Below are 25,931 nucleotides of genomic sequence, written 5' to 3'. Positions count from 1 at the left end.
TATGAAGTGCGGCCCAACAGCCGGCGCGGCAAAGGGGGGGAAGGACACGCAATGGGGAAGGTGGCGCAGGAAAAGACGCGGACGCGGCGCCACGCCAATCGGCTGCCGGCGGAAAAACGCATCTCCGACATCATGATGGCGGCCCGCCAAGTCTTCACCGAGCGCGGCTATGACGACGCGCTCATCTCCGAGATCGCGGAACGGGCCGGCGTGGTGGAGGGCAGCATCTACCGCTTCTTCACCAACAAGCGCGACCTGCTCGTGAAGGTGGTGGAGAGCTGGTACGAGGAAATGCTGGAGGAAGACCGCACCCAGTTCGCGGCGGTGCGCGGCACCTGGAACCAAATCCGCTTCGTTGTGCTCCAGCACCTCTACTCCATCCGCCGCGAGCCCGCCTTGAGCCGCCTCGTGTTCCAGAAGCTGCGCTCCGAGCCAAACTATCGGGAAAGCCGGGTCTTCCAGCTCAACCAGTCCTACACCCACCGCATCATCGACATCGTGCGGGCGGGGGTGGCGGCGGGCGAGTTTCGCGCCGATGTCTCGCCCAGCCTCGTGCGCGACCTGATCTTCGGCGGCGTCGAGCACCGCACCTGGGCCTTCCTGCGCAATGAGGGCGATTTCGACCCGGTGGCCCTGGCGGACGACCTCACCAACATCGTGTGCCGGGCCCTTGCCGTCTCGGTGGAGGAACCCTCCGGCCGCGTGGATGCCGCCACCCGGCGCCTGGAACAGGTGGCCGAGCGCCTGGAACGGCTGGCAGGCGAGCGAAAGGCCTGAGGCCTCTCCGCGCCCTGCCTATTTTTCCTGCGAGCGCCAAGTGCCCAGCAGCATGTCCAGGAATTGCTGAGCGGCCGGCGCCAGGCTGCCCGTGCGGCGGCGGACGATGCCGATGGTACGGGAGACTTCCGGATCGCGGATGGGCTTGGTCACGATGAGGGGATGCTCGCCCTGCGGGGTGGCGAGGCGCGGCAGGACGGAGACACCGAGGCCCGCCTCCACCAGGCCCAGCGACGTGGTGAGGTGCGTCACCTCATAGGACCAGGAAAGCTGCACCTTCGCCTTCACCAGCGCCGCATCCAAAAGGATGCGGTTGCCGCTGGCGCGGCTCACCGCGATGAGCGCGTGGCCCTCCAGGTCGCTCCAGGCGAGGTCATCGCGCGATGCGAGGGGATGGTCTCGCCGGCAGGCCAGCACGAACGGGTCCTCCAGCAGCGGATCGAACAGCAAATCCGGGTCCGACCCGCCCATGAGATTGATGCCGAACTCCACTTCCCCGCGCGCCACGCTGGCGAGGCCCTCGCTGGCGGGAATGTCCAGGATGCGGAAGCGGATGTTGGGATAGTCGGCATTGAAGCGGGCGATGACCGCCGGCAGGAAGTAGAAGGTGGCGGTGGGAATGCAGGCCAGCGAGATCTGGCCCACCCGCCTGCGCCCCACCTCGCGCATGGCGAAGAGGGAGGTGTCGAACTCCTCCAGCATGCGCCGCACCAAGGGCAACAATTCCCGCCCCACCGGGGTGAGCGCCACCCGCCGCGTGGTGCGCTCCAGGAGGGCTGCGCCGATGGCTGCCTCCAGGCGCTGGATGCGCCGGCTCAGCGCCGACTGGGACATGTTGAGGGCTTCCGCCGCGCGGTGAAAGCCGCCGAGATCCACCACCGCCGCAAAGGCGCGCAAATCGAGGGCTTCGTAATTGATGTTCATAGCGCATCATTCATCGTGATAATTGCATTTCACATGAAAGCGGCCGCGAGACAAGGTGCACCCACATCAAGAACGTGGTGTCGCCGTGAACGACCTCTCCCGCAAATCCCTGATGAAATTCGAGAAAGTGCCCTGCGTGCTGATGCGCGGCGGCACCTCCCGCGGGCCATTCTTCCTGGAGAGCGACCTGCCGCGCGAGCAGGCTGAGCTGTCCCATTTCCTGCTGGCGGCCATGGGCTCGCCCCATAATCTCCAGGTGGACGGCATTGGCGGCGGCAATCCGCTGACCAGCAAGGTGGCGATCGTCGGGGCCTCCACGCGACCCGGCGTCGACGTGGAGTATTTGTTCGCGCAGGTCTCCATCGACCGCGCCTTCGTGGATTTCAGCCCCAATTGCGGCAACATGCTCTCCGCCGTCGGCCCCTTCGCCATTGAGGCGGGGCTGGTGGAGGCGCAGCCGGGGGAAACCAAGGTCCGCATCTTCAACCGCAACACCGGCGTGCTGGTGGAAGCGGTGGTGCAGACGCCCGGCGGGTGCGTCGACTATGCCGGCCAGACCACCATTGATGGCGTTTCCGGCACCGCCGCGCCCATCCGCCTGATCTTCCGCGATGCCATGGGCAGCAAGACCGGCGCGCTCCTGCCCACCGGGAAGGTGCGGGAGGAGATCGAGGGCGTTCCGGTCTCGCTGGTGGACTATGCGGTCCCCATGGTGCTCATCCATGCGGCCTCGGTGGGCCTTGCCGGCACCGAGACGCCCGAGGCGCTGGAGGCCGACGCGGATCTGCTGGCGCGGCTCGAAATCCTCCGCCTGGAGGCCGGCCGGCGCATGGGCCTTGGGGACGTGTCGCAGATCGTGGTGCCGAAGCTGGCGCTGCTCTCGGCCCCGCGCGCGGGCGGTACGCTGACCTCGCGCTATTTCGCCAATTCCCGCCGCTGCCATCGCGGACACGCCGTCACCGGCGCGCTGTGCATCGCCGCCGCCAGCCTCCTGAAGGGCAGCGTCGCGGCGGACCTGGCCGTGCCCGACGCCGCGCGACCCAACACGTTCGCCCTGGAACATCCCGGCGGCCGCACGCAGGTGGGCCTGGAGCGCGACGCCTCCGGCCAGCTTGCCGCCGCCAGCCTCGTGCGCACCGCCCGCCGCCTCTTCGAGGGCAACGTGATCGTGCCCTTGCCCGCCTTCGCCGCTTGAACGACAAATATCTGAAGGAAACGTCCATGAACAATAATCGCGCGCCCCTCCACCTGCCGCTCACCCGGCGCACCTTGTGCCGTGGCTTGCTCGGCGCGGCCGCCGCCTCGCTGGTGGCCAGCCCCCGCTTCGCCATGGCCGCCGATGCGGCCTATCCCACCCGCCCCATCCGCCTGCTGGTGCCCTATGCCGCCGGCGGCGGCACGGACGGCATCGCCCGCATCGTGGCGCAGGGTGTGTCGGAGCGGCTCAAGCAGGCCGTGGTGGTGGACAATAACGGCTCGGCCGGCGGCAACGTGGCCACCCAGCAGGTCGCCAATGCGGAACCGGACGGCTACACGATCCTGATGGCCAACCAGGGCCCCATGGTGGTGAACCCGCATCTGTTCCGCAACGTGAAGATCGACCCGCTCAAGGCCTTCGCGCCCATCACGCTCATCACCGCCGCCCCGCTGCTGGTGGTGGTGCCCAAGTCTTCGCCCTTCAACACCATTCAGGACCTGGTGACCTACGGGCAGAAATTCCCGGACAAGCTCACCTATGGCTCCGCCGGCAACGGCTCGGCCAGCCATCTGGCCGCCGTGCTGCTGGCGCAGGTGACCAACTTCCAGGCCGTGCACGTGCCCTATAAGGGCGCCGGCCCCGCCCTCAACGACCTGCTCGGCGCCCGGCTGGACTTCATGGCCACCACCGTGCCGTCCGTTCTGGGCCTGGCGCAGCGGGGTGATGTGAAAGTGCTGGCGGTGACCTCCCGCGACCGCATCGCCAAGTTCCCCAATGTGCCGTCCGTGGCCGAAAGCGGCTGGCCCTCTTATGAATCCACCGCCTGGTACGGCTTCGTTGCGCCCAAGGGCACCCCCCAGGCGATCATCGACACGCTGCGCGCGGCGACCGTGGACACCATCATGTCGGGTCTGGTGCGCGAGCGCCTGGAGAATGAGGGCGCCAAGCCCATCGGCGATACGCCAGCCGAGTTCCTGGACATGATGAAGGGCGAATCCAGCCGCTGGGCCGCCGTCATCAAGAAGGCGAACATCGCCATCGACTGAGGGGGCGAGCCGGCCCGCGCCTCACACCGGCGCGGGCTGCCCTTCCATCACCGTCTTGAAAGCCGCGATCGCCCGTTCGATCGCGGCGTCGTCAATGTGGCGGTGGGTGACACAGCGCAGGCGCTGCCGACCCCAGGGGCGGGCGAGCAGGCCCGCCGCCTCCAGAAGGTCCACCCACGCGCCGCTGTCGCGGCCCGTGCGGGAGACGTCCACCTGCACGATATTGGTTTGCGGCTCCGTCGCGGAAAGCGGCAGCCCGAGGCCGTTCACCCCCTCCGCGAAACGGCGGGCGCGGCGGTGATCCTCGGCGAGGCGCGGCCCCATGGTGCGCACCCCTTCCAGGCCCGCCGCCGCCATGATTCCCACCTGCCTCTGCGCGCCGCCCAGCATGCGCCGCAAGGTCCGCCCCTTCTCGATGGTCGCCTTGGGACCGGCGAGCACCGCCCCCACCGGCGCGCTCAGGCCCTTGGAAAGGCACAGCGAAACCGTGTCGGACGCGCGCGCCACCTCGTCCGGCGCAACGCCCAGATAGACCGCCGCATTGAAGAGCCGCGCGCCATCAATATGCACCCGCGCCCCGCGCCGGTGCGCCATCTCATACACCGCTGCCATATGGTCGAGCGGCAGCACGGCGCCACCCGCATTGTTGTGGGAGGTCTCCACGCCCACCAGCGCTGTCTTGAGGCGGTGCCCGGTGGGGTTCAGAACGTCTTCCAGCACGTCGAGATCCATAGCCCCCGTCGTGCCCGGCACGGGCAGATAGAAGAGGCCGGTAAAGGTGCCCGAGCCCCGCTCTGAATTGTAGATGTGGGCGCCCGCCTCCAGCACCACCTGCTCGCTGCGCTGGGACTGGGCGAGGATGGCGATGAGGTTGGCCATGGTGCAGCTCGGCACGAACAGGCCGGCTTCCTTGCCCAGCACCTGCGCCGTCTCCGCCTCCAGCTCGCGGGCGGTGGGGTCGCCGTCGAGCCCGTCATCGCCGATCACCGCGCTCGTCATGCGCTCATACATGGCGGCGGTCGGGCGGGTGACGGTGTCGCTGCGCAGATCGACCGGCGTCAGAGCGTCGGGGTGAGTGGCCATCGTCGCGGTGGCGCCTTGGACCGGCATCTTTGGCCTCTATTGCTTCAGGATCTTGGAGAGGAACAGGCGGGCGCGCGCGTGGCGAGCATCCACATGGTCGAAGAACTCAGCCTTGGGGCAGTCCTCCAGGATGCGGCCCGCATCCATGAAGATCACCCGGTCCGCCACATGCTTGGCGAAGCCCATTTCGTGGGTGACCACCATCATGGTCATGCCCTCGCGGGCCAGATCGGTCATCACGTCCAGCACTTCGGTGACCATTTCCGGGTCGAGGGCCGAGGTGGGCTCGTCGAACAGCATGGCGGAGGGGTCCATGCACAAGGCGCGGGCGATGGCGACGCGCTGCTGCTGGCCACCGGAGAGCGTGCCGGGAAACGCCTCCGCATGCCCCGCGAGCCCCACCCGCTCCAACAGGCTGAGGCCGCGCGCCCGCGCCTCCGCCCGGCTGCGCTTCAGCACCTGGGTCTGGGCGAGGCAGAGATTGTCGATGACACTGAGATGGGGGAACAGCTCGAAATGCTGGAACACCATGCCCGTGGTGGCGCGCAGGCGCGGCAGATTGGTGCGCCGGTCGCCCACCGAGACGCCATTGACGATGATCTCGCCCTCCTGGAAATCCTCCAGCGCGTTCACGGTCTTGATGAGGGTGGACTTGCCCGAGCCGGACGGCCCGCACACCACCACCACCTCGCCCTTGGCCACATGGGTGGTGCACTGGTTCAGCACCTGCATGGTGCCGTACCATTTGCTCACATTGCGGATCTCGATCATCGGGGGAGTTGGGGAGGGAGCGGTCATCGGGCCAGTTTCCAGCGCGCTTCCAGGCGTTTCACGAGGCGGGAGGCGCCAAAGCAGAGGACGAGGTAGACGAGGGCCACGAACACGTACAATTCCGTGAGCCGGCCATCCCGCGCGCCCACTTTCGACGCCGCGCCGAGAAAGTCCGTCAACGCCACCACATAGACGAGCGAGGTGTCCTGGAAGAGGACGATGAGACGCGTGAGCAGCGAGGGCGTCATGTTCCGCAGCGCCTGCGGCAGCACCACCTTCAGGAAGGTCTGCCGCCGGTTGAGCCCGAGCGCGAGGCCCGCCGCCACCTGGCCGCGGCGGATGGACTGGATGCCGCTGCGGATGATCTCGCAGAAATAGGCCGCCTCGAACAAGGTGAAGCTCACCAGGGCGGAGCGGAAGGCCCCCACCTGGATGGGACGGGGCGAGCCCACGATCCAGGCGCCGATATAGGGCACCAGGAAGTAGAACCAGAAGATGATGAGCACCAGCGGCACGGACCGCATGAGGTTCACATAGACCCCCGCCGGCACCGAGAGCACCCGCCAGGGGGAGAGCCGCAGCACCGCCAGGACGATGCCGAGCGCAAGGCCCATGAGGCCGGCAAAGAAGGTCAGCGCCAGCGTCAGGCCGAGCCCGTCGAAGATGAGATAGGGCAGCGCATTGAGGATGACCGAGAAATCGAAGGCGCCGGTCATGAGGGCCCTCCCTTTCCGGCGCTTCCTGCCCCGATGAGGCCGGGCACGGCGAGCCGACGCTCCAGAGCGCGCATGGCCAGCACAAGCGTGCCGTTGATGAGGAGATAGCCGAGGGTCGCCGCGCTGAACGCCTCGAAGATGTGGAAGGAGAATTCCTGCATGGCCCGCGCCTGGCCGGTGAGTTCCAGCAGGCCGATGGTCATGGCCACCGAGGAATATTTCACGATGCCCATGAATTCGGAGGTGAGCGGCGGGATCATGATGCGGAAGGCTTCCGGGAGCACCACGCGCCGATAGGCCTGGGCAGGCGTCAGACCCAAGGCGAGGGCCGCCTGATACTGGCCCTTGGGCAGCGACTGGATGCCCGAGCGCATCTGCTCGCCGATGCGGGCGGTGGCGTAGAAGATGAGGCACAGGAGCGCGGGCACGAACGCATTCCAGGGCGCCGGCATGCCCTTGATGGCCTGGCCGAGGCTCTTGGGCAGAACCTCCGGCAGCACGAAATACCAGAGGAACATCTGCACCAGCAGCGGGATGTTGCGGAACACCTCCACATAGACCGTGCCGATGGCATTGAGCGCGGGCGACCGGGCGGTGCGCAGCACGCCGATCAGGGCCCCGAGCACCAGGGCGCAGACCGCCGTGGTGCCGGACAGGCCCAGCGTCCAGAGGGCGCCGAGGCCGAGATTGTGGAGATAGCTGTGAACGCCGTCCGACGAGGTGTCGAGGAAGACGCTCCAGCTCCAATCATATTTCATGGGCCGGTCCCGCCGAAGGCCGTGGCCGCGCAGACGCGGCCAGGCTCACTGATAGTCGGCCGGATCGCCGGAATCGGTGGGGTTGGCCAGCGCCTTCTTCAGGGCGGGGCTCATGGGATATTTCAGGTTGATGCCGCGCGGCGGGATGGGCGCGTTGAAATACTTGTCATAGAGGGCAGCCACCGTGCCGTCCTTGATGAGCTTGAGGACGGCGGCGTCCACCAACTTCTTGAACTCCGGGTCGTCCTTGGGCTCCATGATGCCGTAGGGCGCGATCTCCAGGCTCTTGGTGCCGATGATGAAGGCGGAGGGGTCCTTGGAGGAGGCCACCTGGCCATAGGCGAGGCCATCATCATTGGCGGTGCCGGCGGCGCGGCCCGTCTCCACCATCAAAAAGGCCTCGGCGGTGTCCTTGGCGCCGGCGACCGTGATGCCCAGATTGTTCTTGGCATTGATCTGGGAAATGACCTTGAAGGTCTGCCCGCCGGCCTGGGCGGCGATGGTCTTGCCGCGGAAGGAGGCGGGATCGTTCACATCCACGCCGCCATCCTTGCGGGCCATCAGCACCACCTGCGCCACGAACGTGGTGGGCGCGAAGGCCACCAGCTTGTGGCGCTCCACATTGTTGGTGGTGTTGCCGCACTCCAGGTCGATGGTGCCATTGGCGAGCAGCGGGATGCGGGTGGCCGAGGTGGTGGGGTTGTAGCGGATGTCGAGCTTGGGCAGGCCGAGGGCCGCCTTGATCTCGCCGGCGATCTTCTCACAGATCTCCACGGTGTAGCCCACCGGCTTCTGGTTGCCGTCCAGATAGGCGAAGGGCACCGAGGTCTCGGGATGTCCGAGGGTGATGGAGCCGGTCTGGCGGATGGTGTCCACGCGGCTCTGAGCCTGCGCCGCACCGGCGGCCAGCGTGAACGACAAGGCGACGGCGATCCCGCAAAGAGCTTTCATCATGTTCCCCACTGGGCGAGTTGGCCATGCCGCTCGCTCTTTCAGCGTCCCGACTATGGCAAGCCGGCTTCATGATGCATAATTCTAATTATGCCCCCTCTCATACGGATCTGATATGGTACAGCGGCGCATGGGCCTTCAGCACATCGAGGCCTTCCGGGCGGTGGTGCAGACCGGCTCCATGACGGAAGCCGCGCGCCGCCTCAACACCTCCCAGCCCCAGATCAGCCGCCTGATCGCGCAATTGGAGCAGATCACGAAGTTCGCCCTGTTCGACCGCACCGGCAGCCGCGTCTTTCCCACCAATGAGGGCACGCGCTTCTTTCAGGAGGTGGAGAAGGCGTTTACAGGCTTGAGCTCGCTGGAAGCCGCCGCCCACGGCATCCGCTCCTTCCGCGCCGACCGCCTGCGCGTCACCGCCATGCCGCGCCTCGCCGGCGGGCTTCTCACCCGCATCACCGCGCGCTTCATGGTGGATTATCCCGAAGTCATGGTCTCCATCCGCTCGGGCACCGCCAATACGGTGCATGAATGGATCAGCTCGGGTCTCTGCGACATGGGCCTCGCCATGCTCTACCAGGAGACCTATGGGGTGGAGGTGGAGCCGCTTCATACCGGCCAGTGCGTGGCCGTGCTGCCCAAGGGCCACCCGCTCGCCGCGCGCGACAGCCTGACCCCGGAGGATTTCGCCGACCACGCCTTCATCGCCTCCCCGGGCGGAGGGCAATTGGCGGAGCGCATCGACCAGGTGTTCACGGCGGCGGGGGTGCGGCGGCGCATCGTGGCGGAGACGGATCTCGGCGCCTCGGTCTGCACCCTGGTGGGGGCGGGGCTGGGGGTGAGCCTCGTCAATCCGCTCGCCGCCCATGAGGAGCGGGCGGCGGCGGGGCTGGAGATCCGCCCCTTCACGCCGGACATCCCCACCACGGTGGCGCTGATCTTCCCGCCTTATGTGGCCCGCACCCGTCTGGTGAGCGAGTTCAGCGCCTATGCGCGCCGGCAGGTGCAGGCGGAGCTGGCGGCCATGGGGAATGTGCCACCAGTTCCTTTGTGACTGTCAGCGCCCCTTCCACATGGGGGCGCGCTTTTCCGCGAAGGCGGCGGGGCCCTCCACCGCGTCTTGCGAGGCCAGCATGGCCTTCATGGCGGGATAGTCCCATTCCTCGGTCAGCGCCTGTGCCAGCGGCGTATCAAGGCCGCGCAAAGCCGCTTCCTTGGTGGCGCGCACCGACATGGGGCTGGCGGCGAGGATGTCCGCGGCCCAGCGGCGGGCGGCATCGAGAATGTCGCCTTCCACCACTTCAGTCACGAAGCCCAGCGCGTAACCCTCCTGCGCCGCCACCCGGCGGCCGGTGAGCATCATGCCCATGGCACGCTTGAGGCCGATCTCGCGCGGCAGGCGCTGGATGCCGCCGGCCAGCGCCGCCAGGCCCACCTTGGGCTCCGGCAGGGCGAAGACGGACTTTTGCGTCGCCAGGATGATGTCGCAGGCAAGCGCCAGCTCGAAGCCGCCGCCCATGGCCACGCCATCCACGGCGGCAATGAGCGGCTTGGCGAGATCGAACCGCGCGGTGAGCCCGCCAAAGCCCGAAGGCGGGGTGACGAGCCCGCCGCCGGACGCCTGCTGCTTCAGGTCATGGCCGGCACAGAAGGCCTTGCCGCCCGCGCCGGTGAGGATGGCGACCCACTGGCTGTCATCCGCCGCGAAGGCGTCGAAGGCCTCGGCCAGTTCCTCATGGGCCTGCGCGTTCAGCGCATTATAGGCCTCGGGCCGGTTGATGGTGACGAGGGTGAGCGCGCCCTCGCGCGCGACAGTGATGTATTGGAATGTCACGCCGCCTGCTCCCGCACGCCGGTCCGCACCAGGCCGGCGAGACGGCTATCGATGATGGCTTCCGCTTCCGCAACGATGCGGCCCACCAGCTCCGCGCAAGTGGGAATGTCGTGAATGAGCCCCTGCACCTGCCCCGCCCAGACGAGGCCGGCGTCCAGGTCCCCGGTCTCCAGCGCCACGCGCCCCTTGGCGCCGGACACCAGCGGGCGGATGTCCTCGAAGGTGGCATCGGGCTTCAGGGAGCGCGCCACCACCTCGTCGGACACGGACGTCTTCGCCACCCGCCCGGTATTGTGGAAGCGGCGGAAGATGAGATTGGTGGCCCGTTCGTCATTGGCCACCAGGAATTCCTTCACCTTGTCATGGATGGGCGCTTCCACGGTGGCGCAGAAGCGCGTGCCCATATTGATGCCCTCGGCCCCCAGCGCCAGCGCCGCCACGAGCCCCCGCCCATCAGCGAAGCCGCCGCTGGCGATGATGGGGATGGACACCTTGTCCGCCGCCGCCGGGATGAGGATGAGGCCGGGAATGTCATCCTCGCCCGGATGGCCCGCGCACTCGAAGCCGTCGATGGAGAGGATATCCACGCCCATGCGCTGGGCCGAGAGGGCATGGCGGACGGCGGTGCATTTGTGGATGACCAGGATGCCGTGGGACTTGAACTCCTCCACATGCTCCTGCGGCTTGTGGCCGGCGGTCTCCACGATCTTGATGCCGCTCTCGATGATGGCGCGCCGATATTCCGCATAAGGCGGCGGGGAGACCGAGGGCAGGATGGTGAGGTTCACGCCGAAGGGCTTCTCGGTCATGGTCCGGCAGCGGTCGATCTCGCGACGCAGATCATCCGGGGTGGGCTGGGTCAAGGCGGTGAGGATGCCGAGCCCGCCCGCATTGGAGACGGCGGCCGCCAGTTCCGCCCGTCCCACCCACATCATGCCGCCCTGCATGACCGGATGGCGCACGCCCGTCATCTGCGTGAAGCGCGTCGAAAGAGCCATCACAGCGCCTCCACGATGGTGACATTGGCGATGCCGCCGCCTTCGCACATGGTCTGCAAGCCATAGCGCTTGCCACGGGCTTTCAGCGCCTGGACCAGGGTGGCCAGCAGCTTGGTGCCGGAGGCGCCCAAGGGATGGCCGAGCGCGATGGCGCCGCCATTCACATTGAGCTTTTCGGGATCGGCACCCAGCGCCTCCATCCAGGCCAGCGGAATGGGCGCGAAGGCCTCGTTCACCTCGTAAAGGTCGATGTCATCAAGGGTCATGCCCGCCTTGGCCAGCGCCTTGCGGGTGGCAGTGATGGGCTCTTCCAGCATGATGACAGGGTCGCCGGCGGTCACCGCGAGCGTCACGATGCGGGCGATGGGGGTGAGGTTGTGGGCTTTAAGCGCCCGCTCGCTCACCACCAGGGCGGCGGAGGCGCCGTCGCACATCTGGCTGGCATTGCCGGCAGAGAGGACGCCGTCCTCCTTCAGCAGCTTGACCGAGCCGATGCCCTCCAGCGTCGCATCATAGCGGATGCCTTCGTCGGTGGTGTGGAGGCCGCCCTCCACGGCGAGCGGCACGATCTCCTTCACGAAGGCGCCGGCCTGCGTCGCCTGCGCCGCGCGGCGGTGGCTTTCCAGGGCGAAGCGGTCCAGCGTCTCACGGTCGAAGCCATATTTGCGGGCGATCATCTCGGCGCCCTCGAACTGGCTGAAGCTCGACACCCCATAGCGGGCGCGGATCTTTTCAGAGAGAGGTCCGGTGCCGACACCCGCCTTCTCGAACAGAGAGACGGAGGCGAACATGGGCACGCGGGTCATGCTCTCGGCGCCCGCCGCGATCACCACGTCCTGGGTGCCGGACATGACCGCCTGGGCGGCGAACTGCACCGCCTGCTGGGAGCTGCCGCACTGGCGGTCAATGGTCACCGCCGGCACACTCTCCGGCAAAGAGGAGGCGAGCACCACGTTGCGGCCGAAGGCGAAGGACTGCTCGCCGCCTTGGGTGACGCAGCCGACGATCACGTCCTCCACCGCGTCCGGCGCGATGCCGGTGCGCGCCACCAGCGCGTCGAGCACCGCCCCGCCCATGTCGGCGGGATGCCAGCCGGCGAGCTTGCCGTTGCGCCGCCCCCCGGCGGTGCGGACGGCGTCCACGATATAGGCCTCGGCCATCTCAGCGTTCCTTCCCCGAAAAGTGTGGTTTGCGCCGCTCCAGAAACGCGGCGACGCCTTCCTTGCAATCGGCCGAGCCGCCGGCGGCGGCGATGGCGCGCGCCTCCCGCTCAAGCTGGGCCTCCAGCCCCGCGCCATAGCTGTCCGCCAGGAGCGCCCGCGCGGCGCCCACCGCCCCGGTGGCCGCCCCCGCCAGCGCCTCGGCCTGGGCCTGGACGGCCGCATCCAACTCGGCATCCTCCACCATGCGGGTGATCAGGCCGATGCGCTCGGCCTCCTCCGCGCCGATGCGCCGGCCGGTGAGGATGACCTCCTGCGCCTTCCTGAGCCCCACGAGGCGCGGCAGCAGAAAGGACATGCCGCCATCGGGCGTCAACCCCACCGCCCCATAGGCCGCCGAGAAATGGGCCGAGCGGGCGGCCAGCACCACGTCGCCGGAGATGGCGAGGCTGAGGCCGGCGCCGGCGGCCGGGCCGTTCACCTTGACCAGCAAGGGCTTTTCCATCCGCATGAGGCGGGAGACCGCCATGTGCAGCGTGCCGGCCAGCAGGCTGAGATAACCGGAAATCCCCTCCCCCGCCGCCGCGAAGCCGGCAAGGTCGCCGCCGCCGCAGAACAGCTTGCCGGTGCCCGTGAGCACCACGCAGCGGATGGCCGGATCCTGGTCGCACTGGATGGCCGCGTCCAGCAGCGCGCGGGCGAGCGGCAGGTCGATGGTGTTGCCGGCGGCCGGGCGGTTGAGCGTCAAGGTGGCCACCGCCCCCTCGATCGCGACAAGAAGCGGCGGGGTCATCGGCAGGCCTCCAGGGCGTCATGGGCGAGGGCCGCCAGCACGGTGAAGCTCTCCGCCCGCTCCCGCGCATGGGGCGAGGAGGCGGTGCCGCGCAGGGCCCGGCCCTTGATGCCGTGGAAGATGGCGGCCATGCGGAAGAGGTTGAAGGCGAGGTAGAAATCCCAGTTGGGGATGCCGTCCCGCCCGGTGGCCCGGCAATAGGCGGCCACATAGTCCGCCTCGGGTGGAATGTTCAGCGCGGCCAGATCCGCCCCCGCGAGCCCCGCCACGATGTTGGGCGGCATGCGGTACATGAGGGCGTGATAGGCAAAGTCCGCGAGCGGATGGCCCAGCGTCGACAATTCCCAGTCGAGCACCGCCAGAACGCGCGGCTCGGTGGGGTGGAAGATCATGTTGTCGCAGCGGAAATCGCCATGGACGATGGTCGTCTCGTCGCCGGGCGGAATGAGCCCCGGCAGGGCCTCCACCAGCGCGTCCATGCGCGGATCACGCCCGGCCAGTTCGTCGGCCTGGTATTGCCGCGACCAGCGGGCGATCTGGCGGGCGAAATAATTGCCGGGCTTGCCATAATCGGCGAGCCCCAGCGCCGCCGGATCAAGGCGGTGAAGGGCGGCGATGGTCTCGTTCATGGCCTGGAAATAGAGCGGGCGATCCGCGTGGGGCACGTCCGGGAAGGTGGCGTCCCAGAAGATGCGCCCCTCCACCAGGTCCATCACATAGAAGTCCGAGCCGATCACGTCCGGATCGGTGCACAGGCCATGGATGCGGGCGACGGGAAAGCCCACCGCGCCCAGCGCCGTCTGCACCCGCGCCTCGCGGTCCACCGCATGGGCGCCGGGCAGCACGTCGCCCGGCGGCTTGCGACGGAGCACGTAAGAGCGCGCGGGCGTGTCCAGCCGATAGGTGGGGTTGGACTGGCCGCCCTTGAACTGGGAGACACGCAGAGGGCCGGCAAAGCCCTCCACCGTCCCGGCCATCCAGGCGGCAAGGCGCGCCTCGTCGAAGCGCAAGCCGGCGCGCACTTCGGACGTGCCGGCATTGGCCGCCTCGCCCAGGGCAGCCGAAGCAGCGGCGGGAGCGGACAGGCTCATGAATGGGCCTCTTCCGGCTGGGTCTTCTTCCAGTCGCGGCGGATCTTCTTGGCCAGCGACCATTTGTGCACCTCGGTGGGACCGTCATAGATGCGGAAGGCCCGCACCTCGCGGAACACCTGCTCCACGATGGTGTCGGAGGTCACCCCCGTGCCGCCCATCACCTGCACGCAGCGGTCGGCGACGCGCATCAGCGCCTCGCTCACCGCCACCTTGGCCATGGAGCTTTCGTTGATGGCCTGCGAGCCGGTGTCGAGCACATCGGCGCACCAGTCGATCATCAGTTCGGCCTGCTTCAGGTCGATGAGGTTCTCCGCCAGCATGAAGCCGACGCCCTCATGGTCGATCAACACCTTGCCGAAGGCCTTGCGGCGATTGGCATAGTCGGTGGCGATCTCATGCGCCCGGGTGCAGGCGCCGAGCCAGCGCATGCAATGGGTGAGGCGGGCGGGGGCCAGGCGCACCTGGGCATAGGTGAAGCCCTCGCCGGACTGGCCCAGCATCTGGTCCGCCGGCACCCGCAGGCCTTCGATGGTCAGCACCGCATGGCCGCCGGGCATGGAACTGTCGATGGTGTTGGGGATGCGGTCGATGCGGATGGCGGGGTCCGGCAGGTCCACCAGGAACATGCAGGCGCCATCCTGCGACTTGGCCATGACAATGCCGATGGCCGCCCCCGGCGCGCCGGTGGCAAACGCCTTGCGGCCGTCGATGATCCAGTGATTGCCGTCCTGCCGGCAGGTGGTGATCATCATGGAGGGGTCGGAGCCCGCGCCCTGCTCGCTGGCCGGCTCGGTCATGAAGAAGGCCGAGCGGGCGGTGCCCGCCACCAGCGGGGCGAGGAAGCGCTCCTTCAGCGCTGGGCTGCCCACCTTGCCGAGGAGATACATGTTGCCCTCGTCGGGCGCCGCCGTGTTGCAGGCGAGCGGGCCAAGCGGGGACAGGCCGGAGCGGCGCAGCACCTGCGCCGTCTGGCGGTGGCTGAGGTGCCGGCCGTCGGGTAGGATGTGGGGGGTGAGCACCCCCGCCGCCCGCGCCTTCTCGCGCAGTTCGGCGATCAGTTCGTCGGTGGGGCAATCATGATGATCGCGGCGCGGGTCCTTTTCATAGGGCACCACGATGTCGCGCACGAAGCGCTCCACGCGATCGGCGATGGCATTGGCCTCTTCGGCGGAAATGGTGCTCATTTGGGGGCCATCCGGATGGCGCCGTCCAGGCGAATGACCTCGCCGTTCAGCATGGGAATGGTGACGATGCTCTCCACCAGGCGGGCATATTCGTCGGGATCGCCGAGGCGGCTCGGGAACGGCACCTGGGCGCCCAGCGAGGCCTGCGCCTCCGGCGGCAGCACGGAAAGCATGGGCGTCATGAAGATGCCGGGCGCGATGGTGGCCACCCGAATGCCGTAGCGGGCAAACTCGCGCGCCAGCGGCAAGGTCATGCCCACGATGCCGTTCTTGGAGGCCGAATAGGCGGCCTGGCCGATCTGGCCATCGAAGGCCGCCACCGAGGCAGTGTTGATGATGACGCCGCGCTCCTCGCCCACCGGCTCTGCCGTGTGCAGGCGGCCGGCAAACTGGGCGAGCACGTTGAAGGTGCCGATGAGATTGATGTCGATGATCTTCTTGAACTCAGCCAGCGGCAGCACCTTGCCGTGGCGGTCGATGACCTTGGCGGGCGGGCCGATGCCGGCGCAATTGACGAGGATCCGCGCCTTGCCGATGAGGCCCTCGGCCTGGTCGAGGGCGGCGGAGACGTCCGCCTCGTCGGTCACATCCACCACCACGGAATGGCCGCCAATGGCCTTGGCGTGGGCGGCGGCCAGTTCCTCGTTGCGGTCGAAGATGACCACCTTCGCCCCGCCGGCCGCCAGCCGCGCGGCCGTGGCCCCGCCGAGGCCCGATGCGCCACCCGTGACGATGGCCCCCATGTCTTTCACCAGCATGTGCGCTCCCGCTCCCGGCCCGCCGGCTTGAGCCGCCCAGGCCACCCTTGTTCCGGCCGCGCGCCGGTGGCGGGGCGGCCCATCGTTTCTACCTATTTGGATATTATTTACTGATGGGTATATTGAAGTCGAGCAGGTATGATGTCAACTAGGCATCAGGGCTGAAGAAAGGAACGAGACGTGGGCGACGTGGCGACCCCATTCCGGACATCCGCGCAGCGGCAGCGGGACCGCGAGGAGAAGCGGTTCGCGGTGATGCGGGCGGCGACGCGCCTGTTCAACGAGCGCGGCTTCCATGCCACCTCGCTGGATGACGTGGCCGCGGTTCTGGGTGTGACCAAGCCCACCATCTACCATTATCTCGGCAACAAGGATCAGGTGCTGCTGGAGTGCGTGAAGTTCGGCCTCGACCAGGTGCTGGAGGCCGCCGAGCGCTCGCGCGCCGCCTCCGGCAACGGGTTGGCCCGGCTCCAGGCGTTCCTGCGCCGCTATGCCGAGATCAACATGGACGATTTCGGCCGCTGCGTGATCCGCACCGGCGACGAGGTGCTCTCCCCCGAGAGCGCCAAGACCTTCCGGGAACTGAAGGGGCAGATCGACCTTGCCATGCGCGCCTTGGTGGCGGAGGGCATCGCCGACGGCTCCATCGCGCCGGGCGACCCGCGCCTCATCGCCTTCACGCTGGCGGGCGCGCTCAACTGGCCGGCGCGCTGGTTCAACCCCAAGGGACCGAAGACCAGCGCCGAGGTGGCCGCCGAAATGATGGACATCCTCACCCGTGGCATTGCCGGAAACGGCGCGGCGGCCGCCGCCCCGCAGCCCATGGCGCGCGTGGAGGAAAGCCCGGTCCCGGCCGCAGCGCCCCAGGAGACGGGCAAGCCGGCGCGGAAGGCCCGGGCCGGCGCCAAGGCGAAGGCCGAAGCCGCGGCGGCCCCGCAAGAGGGCAGGGAGAACGCTCCCGCCAAGCCCCCGCGCGCCCGCGCCAAGCAGCCCTGAGCCGCCCGCCGGACATCACCGCCGCACGAAGGCGGCGGCTTCCTCGCGCAGGCGCGCTTTCAGCACCTTGCCATTGGGATTGCGCGGCAGGCCCTCTTCCATGAGGACGATGCGGTCGGGCACCTTGTAGTCGGACAGGCACCGGGCGCAGTGCCGGCGCAGATCCTCCTCGTCGGCCCGGCCGCCCACCACGAAGGCGGCCACCCGCTCGCCCAGCACCGGATCGGGAAAGCCCACGACGGCGGCCTCCGTGATGCCCGGGAAGTCGATGAGCACACTTTCCACCTCGGCCGAATAGACCTTGTAGCCGGCGCGGTTGATCATGTCCTTCTTGCGGTCGAAGACCTTCAGATAGCCGTCCGCATCCATGGAGCCCACATCGCCCGAGCGCCAATAGCCCCCCGTGAAGGCGGTGGCGTTGGCTTCCGGGTTCTTCCAGTAGCCGGGCACCACGGAGGCGCCCGCGATCCACAATTCGCCCGCCATTCCGGGGGGCACTTCCCGCCCGTCCTCGTCCATCACCCGCAGATCGATGCAGGGCATGAGCTTGCCCACGCAATCGAGCCGCTCGATGGGCGCATCGCGCGGCAGGATCGCGACGGGGGACGAGGTCTCTGTGGCGCCATAGACGTTGAAGAGATCAAGGCGCGGGCATTTCTCCTTCAGCCGCCGCGCATTGGGCTCCGGCATGGGCGCGCCGCCGAAGGCGCCGATGCGCCAGGCTGAAAGGTCGAAGCGGTCGAACTCGGGGTCGATGAGGCACAGATTGTACATGGCGGGGACCATGATGACCGCGCTCATGCGCTCGCGCTCCGCCAGTTCCAGGAAGGCGCGGGCCTTGAACTGCGCCATCAGGATGAGCCCAGCCCCGAAGGCCAGCGCCGTCTGCATCACGCCGATGAGGCCGGTCATGTGCGAGCAGGGCACGGCCAGCACCATGCGGTCGGTGCCGGCGATGCCCACCGCATGGCGGTAGTGCAAGCAGGAATGGACGACGCCCAGATTGGTCAGCACCGCCCCCTTGGGCCGCCCCGTGGTGCCGGAGGTGTAGAGGATGCAGAAGGGGTCTTCCTCTTCCACGTCCGGCCCCGGTTCGCGCGGGGGCGCCTCGAAGAGGGCGTCATAAGGAACGCCGGCTTCATGCGCCCCGCCCACGGCCACGCGAAAGGCAAGCTCCGGCGTCTCCGACAGGTCGGGCAGTTCGCCGGCATGGGCCACATCGAACAGCAGCGCCATGGCCCCGCTTTGGGCCACCGCATAGGCGATTTCCGGCCGCCGCTGGCGGATGTCGAGGGGCACATGGATGGCGCCAAGCCGGGCGCAGGCGAGCGAGACCTCCACCACCTCGGCCCGGTTGCCGATGAGGGTGGCCACCCGCTCGCCCCTGCGCACGCCGCGCGCCACCAACCCGTCGGCGAGGCGCTCGGCGCGGGCATCCAGCTCGCCATAGGTGAAGCGCCGGTCGCCATCCACCAACGCCAAAGCGTCCGGCGCCTGCGCGACACGGTCGCGGAAAAAGGCATGCACATTGCGGGGCCGGTCCACAAAGGCCGGCACCACGCGCCCAAAATGCACTTCGCGGCGGATCATCCGCTCCTCCCGGTTTTTCTTGTGGCGTCGGTCACGGCACCAGCACCACTTTGCCCACGGTGCGCCGTTCCCCCAAGGCCTTCAAAGCGGCGGGCGCCTCGGTGAGGGGGAAGACGTCGCGCACCAGGGGTCGGATGGCACCGGCCCGGCGCAGCTCGAACAGTTCGGAATAGATGTGCGCCACCTTCTCGGGATGGTGCCGCCGATATTCGCCCCAATAGACGCCGAGCGCGGCCGCATTCTTCAGGAGAAGCCGGTTGGCGGGAAGCTCCGTCACCGTGCCGCCGGCAAAGCCGATGATGACGAGGCGACCGCCCCAGGCAAGGCATCGCAGGCTTTCAAGCGCCACGGTGCCGCCCACCGGATCCACCACCACATCGACGCCGCGCCCGCTTGTCAGCGCGCGCACCCGCTCGGTGAGAGGCTCGGCGGCATAGTCGATCACCTCATGGGCGCCCAGCTCCAGGCAGAGCGCCCCCTTGTCCGCCCCGCCGGCGGTGGCGATGACGCGGGCGCCCGCATGGCGCGCCAATTGGATGGCCGCGGAGCCAACGCCCCCCGCCCCCGCATGCACCAGCACGGTCTCACCGGCTTTCAGGCCGGCGCGGTCATGGAGGGCCACATAAGCGGTGGGATAGACCACGGGCAGCGCCACCGCCTCGGTCAGGGGAAAGTCGGGCGGCACCAATTCCGCGCCCACGGAGCCGACCTTGGCGTAATCCGCATAGGCCCCCTGGTCCACCAGGGCGCAGATGCGGTCGCCCTCCTGGAAGCGGCAGCCTTCACCCCGCGCCACCACGGTGCCGGCCAGTTCGATGCCGGGGGTGAAGGGCAGCGGAGGCTTCACCTGGTAGCGGCCCCGGATCATCAAAGTGTCGAGGAAATTTGCTCCCGCCGCCTCCACCCGCACCACGCATTCGCCGGGGCCGGGCTCAGGAACGGGCAGGTCGTCCAGCACCATGGCGCCGTCCTCGCTCAAGGCATGGACGCGCCAGCCGCGCATGCGCGCGTTCTCGATGGCACTCATCAGGCGAGCCTTTCCATGATGCTTTCATCGACGCCGGCTGACGCCACGGGCATCGAGAGGCCTCTTTTGAAAAAGGGCGTCCATGCCCGGCCTGAAGGGTATCAAGGCCGGGCACGGACGAAGGTGCACGTTCAACCGGCGATCACTTGCCCGCAGCCACAAGGGGGCATTCGGTGCGGGACAGGGGCCGGAAGGCCTCGGCCGCCGGGATCGTGCGCAGGATGTTCATATAGTCCCACGGCCCCTTGGATTCCGCGGGGGACTTCACCTGGGCCAGATACATGTCGTGGATCATGCGGCCATCGGGGCGGATGGAGGCGTTGCGGGCGAACATGTCCTTCACCGGCATTTCGCGCATCTTGGCGGCGACCACCTCGCCCTCGGTGGAATTGGCCGCCTTCACCGCCTTCAGATAATGCAGAGCGGCGGAATAAAGGCCCGCCTGGAGCGAGGTGGGCTTGCGCCCGCCCATGCGCTTCGACCAGCGCTCGGACCAGGCGCGGGTCTCGTCGTCCATGTTCCAATAGAAGGCGGTGGTCATCAGCAGGCCCTTGGCCCGCTCGAGGCCCAGCGCATGGATGTCGGTGATGAAAAACACCATGGCGGCGAGGCGCTGCTTGCCGGTGCCGATGCCGAACTCATTGGCCTGCTTGATGGAATTGATGGTGTCGACGCCGCCATTGGCAAGCGCGATCACCTGCGCCCCCGAAGACTGCGCCTGGAGCAGGAAGGAGGAGAAATCGGGCGTGTTGAGGGGCGCGCGGGCGTTGCCGAGCACCTTGCCGCCATTGGCGTCGATCACCTCGGTGGCGTCGGCTTCCAGAGACTTGCCGAAGCCATAATCGGCGGTCACGAAATACCAGGTCTTGCCGCCTTCCGCGACCACCGAGCGGGCGGTGCCATTGGCCATGGCGTAGGAATCATAGACCCAGTGGAAGGAGGTGGGCGAGCAGGCCTTGTTGGTGAAGACGGTGGACCCCGCGCCCGTGTTCAGCAGCACCTTCTTGCGCGCGCGGGTGATCTCCTGCACCGCCAGGGCGATGGCCGTGTTGGGCACCTCGGCGATGACGTCCACATTCTCCTCGTCCACCCAGCGGCGGGCGACCGCGGCGCCCACATCCGCCTTGTTCTGGCCGTCGGCCACCACGAGGGTGATGGGCTTGCCATCGATGGTGCCGCCGAAATCCTCGATGGCCATCTTGAGGGCTTCCACCGAGCCGGGGCCGGTGAGATCCGCATAGACGCCGCTCATGTCAGTGAGCAGGCCGAACTTCACGCCCCGCGCCGGGATCTCGGCGGCGGCGGGGGCGGCGGCAAGCAGAAGGCCCAAGGCGGCCAGCGACGTCCAATGCTGCAAACGGCTCAATTTTCTCTCCCCATCATTCCCAGGGGCACGATCTTTGCCCGCCGCCATCCGGCGAAGGGGCGGAGCACTGGGCGCCGAACCGTATTCCCATGAGTAATTTAATTTCTTATGCGATCTAAAATATACTGACGGGTAAATAACTGTCAAGGCGGAGCCCGCCGGGGCGGGACAGGGATGGGACGCCCTCTTCGGCGGCGGCCGCCTTCGCGGCATGCCCCCCGCCGCCCGGAATGCAGCGCCACCGCATTGACCGCCCCCGAAATATGCAATATCGATATTTTAACACCGCAGAGCGATGACGGAGGCGCAGGTGCTGGGAGCGGGACGGGACATGCAGCAGGTGATGCGGCCGGGCGAGGAAGCGCCGCGCAGCGTAACCTCCGCCGTCTTCCTGCAATTGCGCTCGGAAGTGCTCACCGGCACGCTGAAAGGCGGCCAGCCCCTGCGCGCAGCAGCCATTGCCAGCCGGCTGCGGGTGAGTCTCACCGCCGTGCGCGAGGCGCTGGTGCGCCTGCTCTCGGACAATTTCGTCACCTCGGTGGACCAGAAGGGCTTCCGCGTCTCGCCCGTCAGCGTCGAGGATCTCGCCGACGTGACACAGACCCGCATCCTGGTGGAGGGCACGGCGCTGCGCCAATCCATGGCGCTGGGCGGGCCGGACTGGCGCGAACGGGTGATCGCCTCCCATGCCCGCCTCGCCGCCCTCCCCATACGCCGGCCCGACCGGCCGGACGAGACCAACGAGGCCTGGGCGGAAGAGCATGAGCGCTTCCACCTGACGCTTCTGGAAGCCTGCGGCTCGCCCTGGCTCATGCGCTTCCGCAGCACCCTCTATGCCCATTCCGAGCGCTATCGCCGGTTGTCCGTGCAGGCGCAGGGTCCCTCTTCCGTGCGCAGCGTCGCGCAGGAGCATGATGTGATCGTCGAGGCGGTCCTCGCCGGCGATGCCGACGGGGCCGTGGAGGCGCTCTCCCAGCATTACCGTCGCACCATGGAGATTGCGCGCGCGGTGCTGTGACCGACCGCCGGGGCGCCCGCGTTTCGGCGCCCCCGCTTTCCAGACTCCGGGCCACCCCGAAGGCCCCTTTGCCCGTCCCGCGTCGCCTGCGGGCGATCGCCCCCGTTTGCCCGGCCGCTGCGCGGCCGACACCCGCTCACAAACCAAGAACAATCGGACAGGAAACGCCATGAAAAACAATAGCATGACCCTCAGCGCCCCACTGCGTTCCGGCTTCGACCGCCTGGCTCGCCTGTTCCGGAGGCATGCAACCAAGGTGGCGCTTGCGGGGCTCGCCATGGCCAGCCTCGCAAGCGCCCCGCGCGCCGAGGCGCAGGAGCCCTATCCCTCCCGCCCGCTGAAGATCGTGGTGGGCTTTGCCCCCGGCGGCAGTTCCGACACGGTGGCGCGCCTCGTGGCCGAGCGGCTTTCCGCCCGGCTCGGCAAGCCCGTTGTGGTGGAGAACAAGCCCGGCGCCGGCGGTTATCTGGCCACCAGCCAAGTGCTGCGCCAGCCCGCCGACGGCTACACCTTGCTCCTGCTTGCCAGCGCCCATTCGGTGACCGCCGCCATGCGGGTGAGCATGCCCTTCGACCCGGTGGAGGATCTGGACTGGCTGACCACCGCCGCCACCTACGGCATGGTGTTCGGCGTGCGCCCGGATTCGCCCTATGCGAGCCTCGTTGAGATCATCGCCGCCGCCAAGGCCAAGCCGAAGACCCTGACCTACTATTCGGTGGGCGAGGGCACCGCCCATCATCTGCTCGGCGAATGGCTGAGCGCGGCGACGGGCGCCGAATTCGTCCATGTGCCCTATCGCGGCAGCTCCGCCGCCCTGCCCGACTTCCTCGGCGGGCGTGTGGACATGATGATCGACACCATGACCTTCGCTTTGCCGCAGATGCAGGCCGGCGCGGTGCGTCCCCTCGCCGTCACCTCCAAGACGGTGCCGCCGGAAATGGCCAAGGTGCCCTATTCCGGCGACATCGTGCCGGGGCTTTCCTATGAATCCTGGCTGGGCCTTGCCATGCGCAAGGGCGCCCCGGCGGACGTGGTGACCAAGCTGCGCGCCGAGATCACGGCCATCGTCCTCTCCGACAGCTTCGCCCAGGAACTGGCCAAGTTCGGCGCCAACGCCACCGCCAGCACCGGCGAGGAATTCGCCGCCCGCATCCGGCGGGAGATCGCCGACTTCAACAAGGTCATCGATGCCCGCGGCATCCAGCGGCAGCAGCAATAGCTGCCGCACTCTCTTTTCCCTCCCCACCCCTCACATAGGTCTCCCATGAAGCTCGTTTCCTTCAAGGCCGGCGATGCCGCCGGCTTCGGCGTCGTCAAGGGCGATGCCATCGTCGATCTGACCGCGCATTTCCGCCCGCGCGGCATCACCGGCCTGCGCACGCTGATCGCCGCCGACGCCCTCGACGAGGCCCGCGCCCTGGCGGACACGACCGCGCCCTCGCTGAAGCTGGCCGACGTCGCGCTGCTGCCCGTGATCCCCGATCCCGGCAAGATCATCTGCATCGGCCTGAACTATCGCGACCACGTGGCCGAGACCGGCCGCACGGTGACAGAAAACCCGGCCCTCTTCTCCCGCTATCCCGAAAGCCAGGTGGGCCATCTCCAGCCCATCGTGAAGCCGCTGGAATCCGACAATTTCGACTATGAGGGCGAGCTGGCGCTGGTGATCGGCCGGGGCGGACGACGCATTCGGGAAGAAGACGCCCTTGCCGCCATCGCCGGCTATTCCTGCTACAATGAAGGCAGCATCCGCGACTTCCAGCGCCACACCTCGCAATTCCTGGCCGGCAAGACCTTCGCCCATACGGGCGCCTTCGGCCCCTGGCTGGTGACCGCCGACGAGATCCCCGATCCCAGCCGCCTGACGCTGGAAACCCGCCTCAACGGCCAGGTGGTGCAGCATTCCACCACGGATCTGCTGATCACCGACATCCCCGCTTTGATCCGCTATTGCTCCACCGTGCTGACGCTGGAGCCCGGCGACGTGATCGTCACCGGCACCCCCGGCGGCGTCGGCGCCAAGCGCACCCCGCCGCTCTGGATGAAGCCCGGCGACACGGTGGAAGTGGAGATTTCCGGCATCGGCATCCTGCGCAATCCGGTGGTCGACGAAGCGGCGTGACGCGATGGTTGTCCTCCTCCCCCGCGCGGGGGAGGAGGATGACTTTCAGGCCGCCGGGGCGAGCTTCTTCTCGGCGATGGCCACCCAGAGGGCGGCGCCCACCGGCAAGGCGTCGTCGTTGAAATTGTAGGTGGGGGAATGAAGGCCGTGGCCGCCGCCCTGCCCCACCCAGATATAGGCGCCCGGCCGCTCCTGGAGCATGAAGGCGAAGTCCTCGGCGCCCATGCTGGGCTCGATGGTCTCGTCCAGCGTCAGGACGGGCGAGAGGTCGCGCACCACGTCCTGCACGAAGCGGGCTTCCTGCGGGTTGTTGATGGTCGCCGGATAGCGCCGCTGATAGTCGATGGTGGCGGCGCAGCCCATGGCCTCCGCCACGCCCGATACGATCGCCTTGAGTCGCGTCTCGATGAGGTCGCCCACCGCCGGCGCGAACCAGCGCACCGTGCCGGTCATGCGGCAGGAGCCGGGAATGACGTTCCAGGCATCCCCGCCATGGACCGTGGTCACCGACACCACGGCCGAGGCCATGGGCGAGACATTGCGGGCCGCGATGGTTTGGAGCGCCGTGCCGATCTGGAACATGCAGGCGATGGGGTCCGCGCCCTGGTGGGGCATGGCGCCATGGGCGCCGCGGCCGGTCACCGTGATGTCGAAAATGCCGAAGGCGGCCATCATGGGGCCGGTGGTCAGCCCCGCGCGGCCGAGCGGCAGCTCCGGCCAATTGTGCATGCCGAAGACGGCATCCACGGGGAAGCGCTCGAACAGCCCGTCCTCGATCATGCGGCGCGCGCCGCCCTCGTTTTCTTCCGCCGGCTGGAAGATGAAGCGCACCGTGCCGTCGATGCGCCCGCTCTTGGTGAGGTGCCGGGCGGCGGCCAGCAGCATGGCCATGTGGCCGTCATGGCCGCAGGCATGCATGCGGCCGGGATGCTCGGACGCATAATCAAGCCCCGTCGCCTCGGTGATGGCGAGGGCATCCATGTCGGCGCGCAGGCCGATGACGCGGTCCGACGTGCCGCGCTTCAGGGTCGCCACCACGCCGGTGCCGCCGAGGCCGGTTTCCACTTCCAGCCCGAAGGATCTCAGCTTCTCGGCCACGAAGGCGGAGGTCTGGTGCTCGTCATAGGCCAGCTCGGGAATGCGATGAAGCGCGCGGCGCCAGGCAATGGCGTCGGCGATCTCTTCATTGGTCAGGCGGGGATTCATGATGTCTTCCGGTGTCTCGTGGCGGGGGTGCGCTCAGCCGGCGGGCTTCATGCGATAACGGAAATCGCAGTGGCTGGCGCCCTTCATCAGGGTCTGGGTGCGGGTCAATTCCATGGCCGGGTTATAGCCGGTGCAGAATTCCCCGTCGCGGTTGCAGGACAGGAGATGGCCGATCTCGCCAAGCCCCATGTCGCGATACATTTCTGAATAGCGGCAGCGGGTGACGTCGAAGTCCAGCCGCTCGGGATCGGCGTGGCGCACCGTGATGGCGAGCGCGTCATTGGCCGTCCAGTTGGGCAGGATGGCGGCGAAGTCTTCCAACGTCGGGTCACGCCCCAGCTCGGCGCGGAACCGCGCGCCCTGCTGCACGGCGGAGCGGGAGACGGCGGCGTCGAGCGTGGCGCGCGCCACCTCCACGCCGTGGCTTTCCACCAGCACGTCATAGACATGCTTCAAGATTTCCGCCTCGATCCGCCGCCGCTCGATGATGGGGAGAGGGGCGGGATTGGCGGCAGGACGGGCGGCGGGATTGGCATCTTGCTCGGACATGGTCTCGTCCTT

26 protein-coding genes are annotated in these 25,931 nt (G+C 68.1%); 8 read left to right on the top strand and 18 right to left on the bottom strand.

Annotation, left to right across the window (positions count from 1 at the left end):
* Positions 1–51: 51 nt before the first annotated feature.
* Positions 52–777 (top strand): TetR/AcrR family transcriptional regulator, encoded by a 726-nt coding sequence (locus tag J5J86_RS01130; RefSeq protein WP_209103078.1) that lies wholly within the window; start codon positions 52–54, stop codon positions 775–777.
* Between the two features lie 18 nt (positions 778–795).
* On the opposite strand, the gene J5J86_RS01125 is transcribed toward J5J86_RS01130, so the two are convergent.
* The gene (locus J5J86_RS01125) at positions 796–1,701 is read right to left on the bottom strand and encodes a LysR family transcriptional regulator (RefSeq protein WP_209103077.1); all 906 of its coding nucleotides are present in this window, start codon (positions 1,699–1,701) and stop codon (positions 796–798) included.
* Between the two features lie 112 nt (positions 1,702–1,813).
* Between J5J86_RS01125 and J5J86_RS01120 the strand changes: the two genes are divergently transcribed.
* Both J5J86_RS01120 and J5J86_RS01115 read left to right on the top strand, forming a co-directional pair.
* A complete protein-coding gene (locus tag J5J86_RS01120) occupies positions 1,814–2,896 on the top strand; it encodes a 4-oxalomesaconate tautomerase (RefSeq protein ID WP_209105168.1) in 1,083 nt (360 codons plus the stop codon).
* Between the two features lie 26 nt (positions 2,897–2,922).
* Positions 2,923–3,945 carry a Bug family tripartite tricarboxylate transporter substrate binding protein gene (locus J5J86_RS01115; RefSeq protein WP_247657870.1) on the top strand — a complete coding sequence of 341 codons (1,023 nt, stop codon included), beginning with the start codon at positions 2,923–2,925 and terminating at the stop codon, positions 3,943–3,945.
* Between the two features lie 21 nt (positions 3,946–3,966).
* On the opposite strand, the gene J5J86_RS01110 is transcribed toward J5J86_RS01115, so the two are convergent.
* The 5 genes from J5J86_RS01110 to J5J86_RS01090 are packed head-to-tail and all read right to left on the bottom strand — an operon-like array spanning position 3,967 to position 8,227.
* Positions 3,967–5,055, bottom strand: a complete 1,089-nt coding sequence (locus J5J86_RS01110) for a threonine aldolase family protein (protein ID WP_247657868.1) — start codon at positions 5,053–5,055, stop codon at positions 3,967–3,969.
* Positions 5,056–5,064: 9 nt separating this feature from the next.
* Entirely contained in the window at positions 5,065–5,799 is a 735-nt protein-coding gene (locus tag J5J86_RS01105) for an amino acid ABC transporter ATP-binding protein (protein ID WP_209105165.1), read from the bottom strand.
* Positions 5,800–5,822: 23 nt separating this feature from the next.
* Complete coding sequence (locus J5J86_RS01100) at positions 5,823–6,515, bottom strand: amino acid ABC transporter permease (RefSeq protein WP_209103076.1); 693 nt, start codon at positions 6,513–6,515, stop codon at positions 5,823–5,825.
* On the bottom strand, positions 6,512–7,273 hold the full coding sequence (locus tag J5J86_RS01095; protein ID WP_209103075.1) for an amino acid ABC transporter permease: 762 nt from the start codon (positions 7,271–7,273) through the stop codon (positions 6,512–6,514). Before J5J86_RS01095 ends, J5J86_RS01100 begins: the two co-directional genes overlap by 4 nt.
* 45 nt (positions 7,274–7,318) lie before the next feature.
* Positions 7,319–8,227, bottom strand: coding sequence for an amino acid ABC transporter substrate-binding protein (locus J5J86_RS01090; RefSeq protein WP_209103074.1), 909 nt, complete (start codon positions 8,225–8,227; stop codon positions 7,319–7,321).
* A gap of 112 nt (positions 8,228–8,339) precedes the next feature.
* On the opposite strand from J5J86_RS01090, the gene J5J86_RS01085 reads away from it, so the two are divergent.
* Positions 8,340–9,278, top strand: a complete 939-nt coding sequence (locus J5J86_RS01085; RefSeq protein ID WP_209103073.1) for a LysR substrate-binding domain-containing protein — start codon at positions 8,340–8,342, stop codon at positions 9,276–9,278.
* Positions 9,279–9,281: 3 nt separating this feature from the next.
* Here J5J86_RS01085 and J5J86_RS01080 read toward each other — a convergent pair whose 3' ends face one another.
* From J5J86_RS01080 to J5J86_RS01050, 7 genes are read right to left on the bottom strand one after another with little or no spacing between them, the layout of a single operon-like run.
* Positions 9,282–10,058: an enoyl-CoA hydratase-related protein gene (locus tag J5J86_RS01080; protein WP_209103072.1), complete on the bottom strand. Its 777-nt coding sequence runs from the start codon at positions 10,056–10,058 to the stop codon at positions 9,282–9,284.
* Positions 10,055–11,056: an NAD(P)H-dependent flavin oxidoreductase gene (locus J5J86_RS01075; protein ID WP_209103071.1), complete on the bottom strand. Its 1,002-nt coding sequence runs from the start codon at positions 11,054–11,056 to the stop codon at positions 10,055–10,057. The genes J5J86_RS01080 and J5J86_RS01075 overlap by 4 nt, the downstream gene beginning before the upstream one ends.
* Positions 11,056–12,216 carry an acetyl-CoA C-acetyltransferase gene (locus tag J5J86_RS01070; RefSeq protein WP_209103070.1) on the bottom strand — a complete coding sequence of 387 codons (1,161 nt, stop codon included), beginning with the start codon at positions 12,214–12,216 and terminating at the stop codon, positions 11,056–11,058. The genes J5J86_RS01075 and J5J86_RS01070 overlap by 1 nt, the downstream gene beginning before the upstream one ends.
* Position 12,217: 1 nt before the next feature.
* A complete protein-coding gene (locus J5J86_RS01065) occupies positions 12,218–13,009 on the bottom strand; it encodes an enoyl-CoA hydratase/isomerase family protein (protein WP_209103069.1) in 792 nt (263 codons plus the stop codon).
* The gene (locus J5J86_RS01060; RefSeq protein ID WP_209103068.1) at positions 13,006–14,100 is read right to left on the bottom strand and encodes a phosphotransferase; all 1,095 of its coding nucleotides are present in this window, start codon (positions 14,098–14,100) and stop codon (positions 13,006–13,008) included. Before J5J86_RS01060 ends, J5J86_RS01065 begins: the two co-directional genes overlap by 4 nt.
* A complete protein-coding gene (locus J5J86_RS01055) occupies positions 14,097–15,287 on the bottom strand; it encodes an acyl-CoA dehydrogenase family protein (protein WP_209103067.1) in 1,191 nt (396 codons plus the stop codon). Before J5J86_RS01055 ends, J5J86_RS01060 begins: the two co-directional genes overlap by 4 nt.
* Entirely contained in the window at positions 15,284–16,045 is a 762-nt protein-coding gene (locus J5J86_RS01050; RefSeq protein ID WP_209103066.1) for an SDR family NAD(P)-dependent oxidoreductase, read from the bottom strand. The genes J5J86_RS01055 and J5J86_RS01050 overlap by 4 nt, the downstream gene beginning before the upstream one ends.
* A 180-nt stretch (positions 16,046–16,225) precedes the next feature.
* On the opposite strand from J5J86_RS01050, the gene J5J86_RS01045 reads away from it, so the two are divergent.
* Positions 16,226–17,041 carry a TetR/AcrR family transcriptional regulator gene (locus tag J5J86_RS01045; protein WP_247657860.1) on the top strand — a complete coding sequence of 272 codons (816 nt, stop codon included), beginning with the start codon at positions 16,226–16,228 and terminating at the stop codon, positions 17,039–17,041.
* Between the two features lie 15 nt (positions 17,042–17,056).
* On the opposite strand, the gene J5J86_RS01040 is transcribed toward J5J86_RS01045, so the two are convergent.
* From J5J86_RS01040 to J5J86_RS01030, 3 genes are all read right to left on the bottom strand, one after another.
* Positions 17,057–18,631, bottom strand: a complete 1,575-nt coding sequence (locus J5J86_RS01040; RefSeq protein ID WP_209103065.1) for a class I adenylate-forming enzyme family protein — start codon at positions 18,629–18,631, stop codon at positions 17,057–17,059.
* A gap of 31 nt (positions 18,632–18,662) precedes the next feature.
* Entirely contained in the window at positions 18,663–19,658 is a 996-nt protein-coding gene (locus tag J5J86_RS01035; protein WP_209103064.1) for an NADPH:quinone oxidoreductase family protein, read from the bottom strand.
* 142 nt (positions 19,659–19,800) lie between these two features.
* Complete coding sequence (locus J5J86_RS01030) at positions 19,801–21,024, bottom strand: ABC transporter substrate-binding protein (RefSeq protein ID WP_247657859.1); 1,224 nt, start codon at positions 21,022–21,024, stop codon at positions 19,801–19,803.
* 295 nt (positions 21,025–21,319) lie between these two features.
* Here J5J86_RS01030 and J5J86_RS01025 point away from each other — a divergent pair, with 295 nt between their 5' ends.
* The 3 genes from J5J86_RS01025 (at position 21,320) to J5J86_RS01015 (ending at position 24,164) form a co-directional block, all read left to right on the top strand.
* A complete protein-coding gene (locus tag J5J86_RS01025) occupies positions 21,320–22,042 on the top strand; it encodes a GntR family transcriptional regulator (protein ID WP_209103062.1) in 723 nt (240 codons plus the stop codon).
* 169 nt (positions 22,043–22,211) lie between these two features.
* Positions 22,212–23,261: a Bug family tripartite tricarboxylate transporter substrate binding protein gene (locus tag J5J86_RS01020; protein ID WP_209103061.1), complete on the top strand. Its 1,050-nt coding sequence runs from the start codon at positions 22,212–22,214 to the stop codon at positions 23,259–23,261.
* A 45-nt stretch (positions 23,262–23,306) separates the two neighbouring features.
* Positions 23,307–24,164 (top strand): fumarylacetoacetate hydrolase family protein, encoded by an 858-nt coding sequence (locus J5J86_RS01015; RefSeq protein WP_209103060.1) that lies wholly within the window; start codon positions 23,307–23,309, stop codon positions 24,162–24,164.
* Between the two features lie 45 nt (positions 24,165–24,209).
* On the opposite strand, the gene J5J86_RS01010 is transcribed toward J5J86_RS01015, so the two are convergent.
* Entirely contained in the window at positions 24,210–25,370 is a 1,161-nt protein-coding gene (locus J5J86_RS01010) for a M20 aminoacylase family protein (RefSeq protein ID WP_209103059.1), read from the bottom strand.
* Positions 25,371–25,403: 33 nt separating this feature from the next.
* Entirely contained in the window at positions 25,404–25,919 is a 516-nt protein-coding gene (locus tag J5J86_RS01005; RefSeq protein WP_209103058.1) for an L-2-amino-thiazoline-4-carboxylic acid hydrolase, read from the bottom strand.
* Between the last annotated feature and the right edge of the window lie 12 nt (positions 25,920–25,931).

The organism is Aquabacter sp. L1I39, from assembly GCF_017742835.1.
Lineage (GTDB): Bacteria > Pseudomonadota > Alphaproteobacteria > Rhizobiales > Xanthobacteraceae > L1I39.
This window is presented reverse-complemented; position numbering and strand designations above follow the sequence as displayed.

Excerpts from the sequence above, each read along its gene's own strand:
- J5J86_RS01105 (WP_209105165.1), bottom strand. The coding sequence starts at position 5,799 with ATGATCGAGATCCGCAATGTGAGCAAATGGTACGGCACCATGCAGGTG.
- J5J86_RS01130 (WP_209103078.1), top strand. The coding sequence starts at position 52 with ATGGGGAAGGTGGCGCAGGAAAAGACGCGGACGCGGCGCCACGCCAAT.
- J5J86_RS01050 (WP_209103066.1), bottom strand. The coding sequence starts at position 16,045 with ATGCTGGTGAAAGACATGGGGGCCATCGTCACGGGTGGCGCATCGGGC.
- J5J86_RS01010 (WP_209103059.1), bottom strand. The coding sequence starts at position 25,370 with ATGAATCCCCGCCTGACCAATGAAGAGATCGCCGACGCCATTGCCTGG.
- J5J86_RS01005 (WP_209103058.1), bottom strand. The coding sequence starts at position 25,919 with ATGTCCGAGCAAGATGCCAATCCCGCCGCCCGTCCTGCCGCCAATCCC.
- J5J86_RS01100 (WP_209103076.1), bottom strand. The coding sequence starts at position 6,515 with ATGACCGGCGCCTTCGATTTCTCGGTCATCCTCAATGCGCTGCCCTAT.
- J5J86_RS01125 (WP_209103077.1), bottom strand. The coding sequence starts at position 1,701 with ATGAACATCAATTACGAAGCCCTCGATTTGCGCGCCTTTGCGGCGGTG.
- J5J86_RS01025 (WP_209103062.1), top strand. The coding sequence starts at position 21,320 with ATGACGGAGGCGCAGGTGCTGGGAGCGGGACGGGACATGCAGCAGGTG.
- J5J86_RS01035 (WP_209103064.1), bottom strand. The coding sequence starts at position 19,658 with ATGAGTGCCATCGAGAACGCGCGCATGCGCGGCTGGCGCGTCCATGCC.
- J5J86_RS01055 (WP_209103067.1), bottom strand. The coding sequence starts at position 15,287 with ATGAGCACCATTTCCGCCGAAGAGGCCAATGCCATCGCCGATCGCGTG.
- J5J86_RS01085 (WP_209103073.1), top strand. The coding sequence starts at position 8,340 with ATGGTACAGCGGCGCATGGGCCTTCAGCACATCGAGGCCTTCCGGGCG.
- J5J86_RS01040 (WP_209103065.1), bottom strand. The coding sequence starts at position 18,631 with ATGATCCGCCGCGAAGTGCATTTTGGGCGCGTGGTGCCGGCCTTTGTG.
- J5J86_RS01090 (WP_209103074.1), bottom strand. The coding sequence starts at position 8,227 with ATGATGAAAGCTCTTTGCGGGATCGCCGTCGCCTTGTCGTTCACGCTG.
- J5J86_RS01020 (WP_209103061.1), top strand. The coding sequence starts at position 22,212 with ATGAAAAACAATAGCATGACCCTCAGCGCCCCACTGCGTTCCGGCTTC.
- J5J86_RS01065 (WP_209103069.1), bottom strand. The coding sequence starts at position 13,009 with ATGACCCCGCCGCTTCTTGTCGCGATCGAGGGGGCGGTGGCCACCTTG.
- J5J86_RS01070 (WP_209103070.1), bottom strand. The coding sequence starts at position 12,216 with ATGGCCGAGGCCTATATCGTGGACGCCGTCCGCACCGCCGGGGGGCGG.
- J5J86_RS01015 (WP_209103060.1), top strand. The coding sequence starts at position 23,307 with ATGAAGCTCGTTTCCTTCAAGGCCGGCGATGCCGCCGGCTTCGGCGTC.
- J5J86_RS01060 (WP_209103068.1), bottom strand. The coding sequence starts at position 14,100 with ATGAGCCTGTCCGCTCCCGCCGCTGCTTCGGCTGCCCTGGGCGAGGCG.
- J5J86_RS01115 (WP_247657870.1), top strand. The coding sequence starts at position 2,923 with ATGAACAATAATCGCGCGCCCCTCCACCTGCCGCTCACCCGGCGCACC.
- J5J86_RS01110 (WP_247657868.1), bottom strand. The coding sequence starts at position 5,055 with ATGCCGGTCCAAGGCGCCACCGCGACGATGGCCACTCACCCCGACGCT.
- J5J86_RS01120 (WP_209105168.1), top strand. The coding sequence starts at position 1,814 with ATGAAATTCGAGAAAGTGCCCTGCGTGCTGATGCGCGGCGGCACCTCC.
- J5J86_RS01075 (WP_209103071.1), bottom strand. The coding sequence starts at position 11,056 with ATGGCTCTTTCGACGCGCTTCACGCAGATGACGGGCGTGCGCCATCCG.
- J5J86_RS01095 (WP_209103075.1), bottom strand. The coding sequence starts at position 7,273 with ATGAAATATGATTGGAGCTGGAGCGTCTTCCTCGACACCTCGTCGGAC.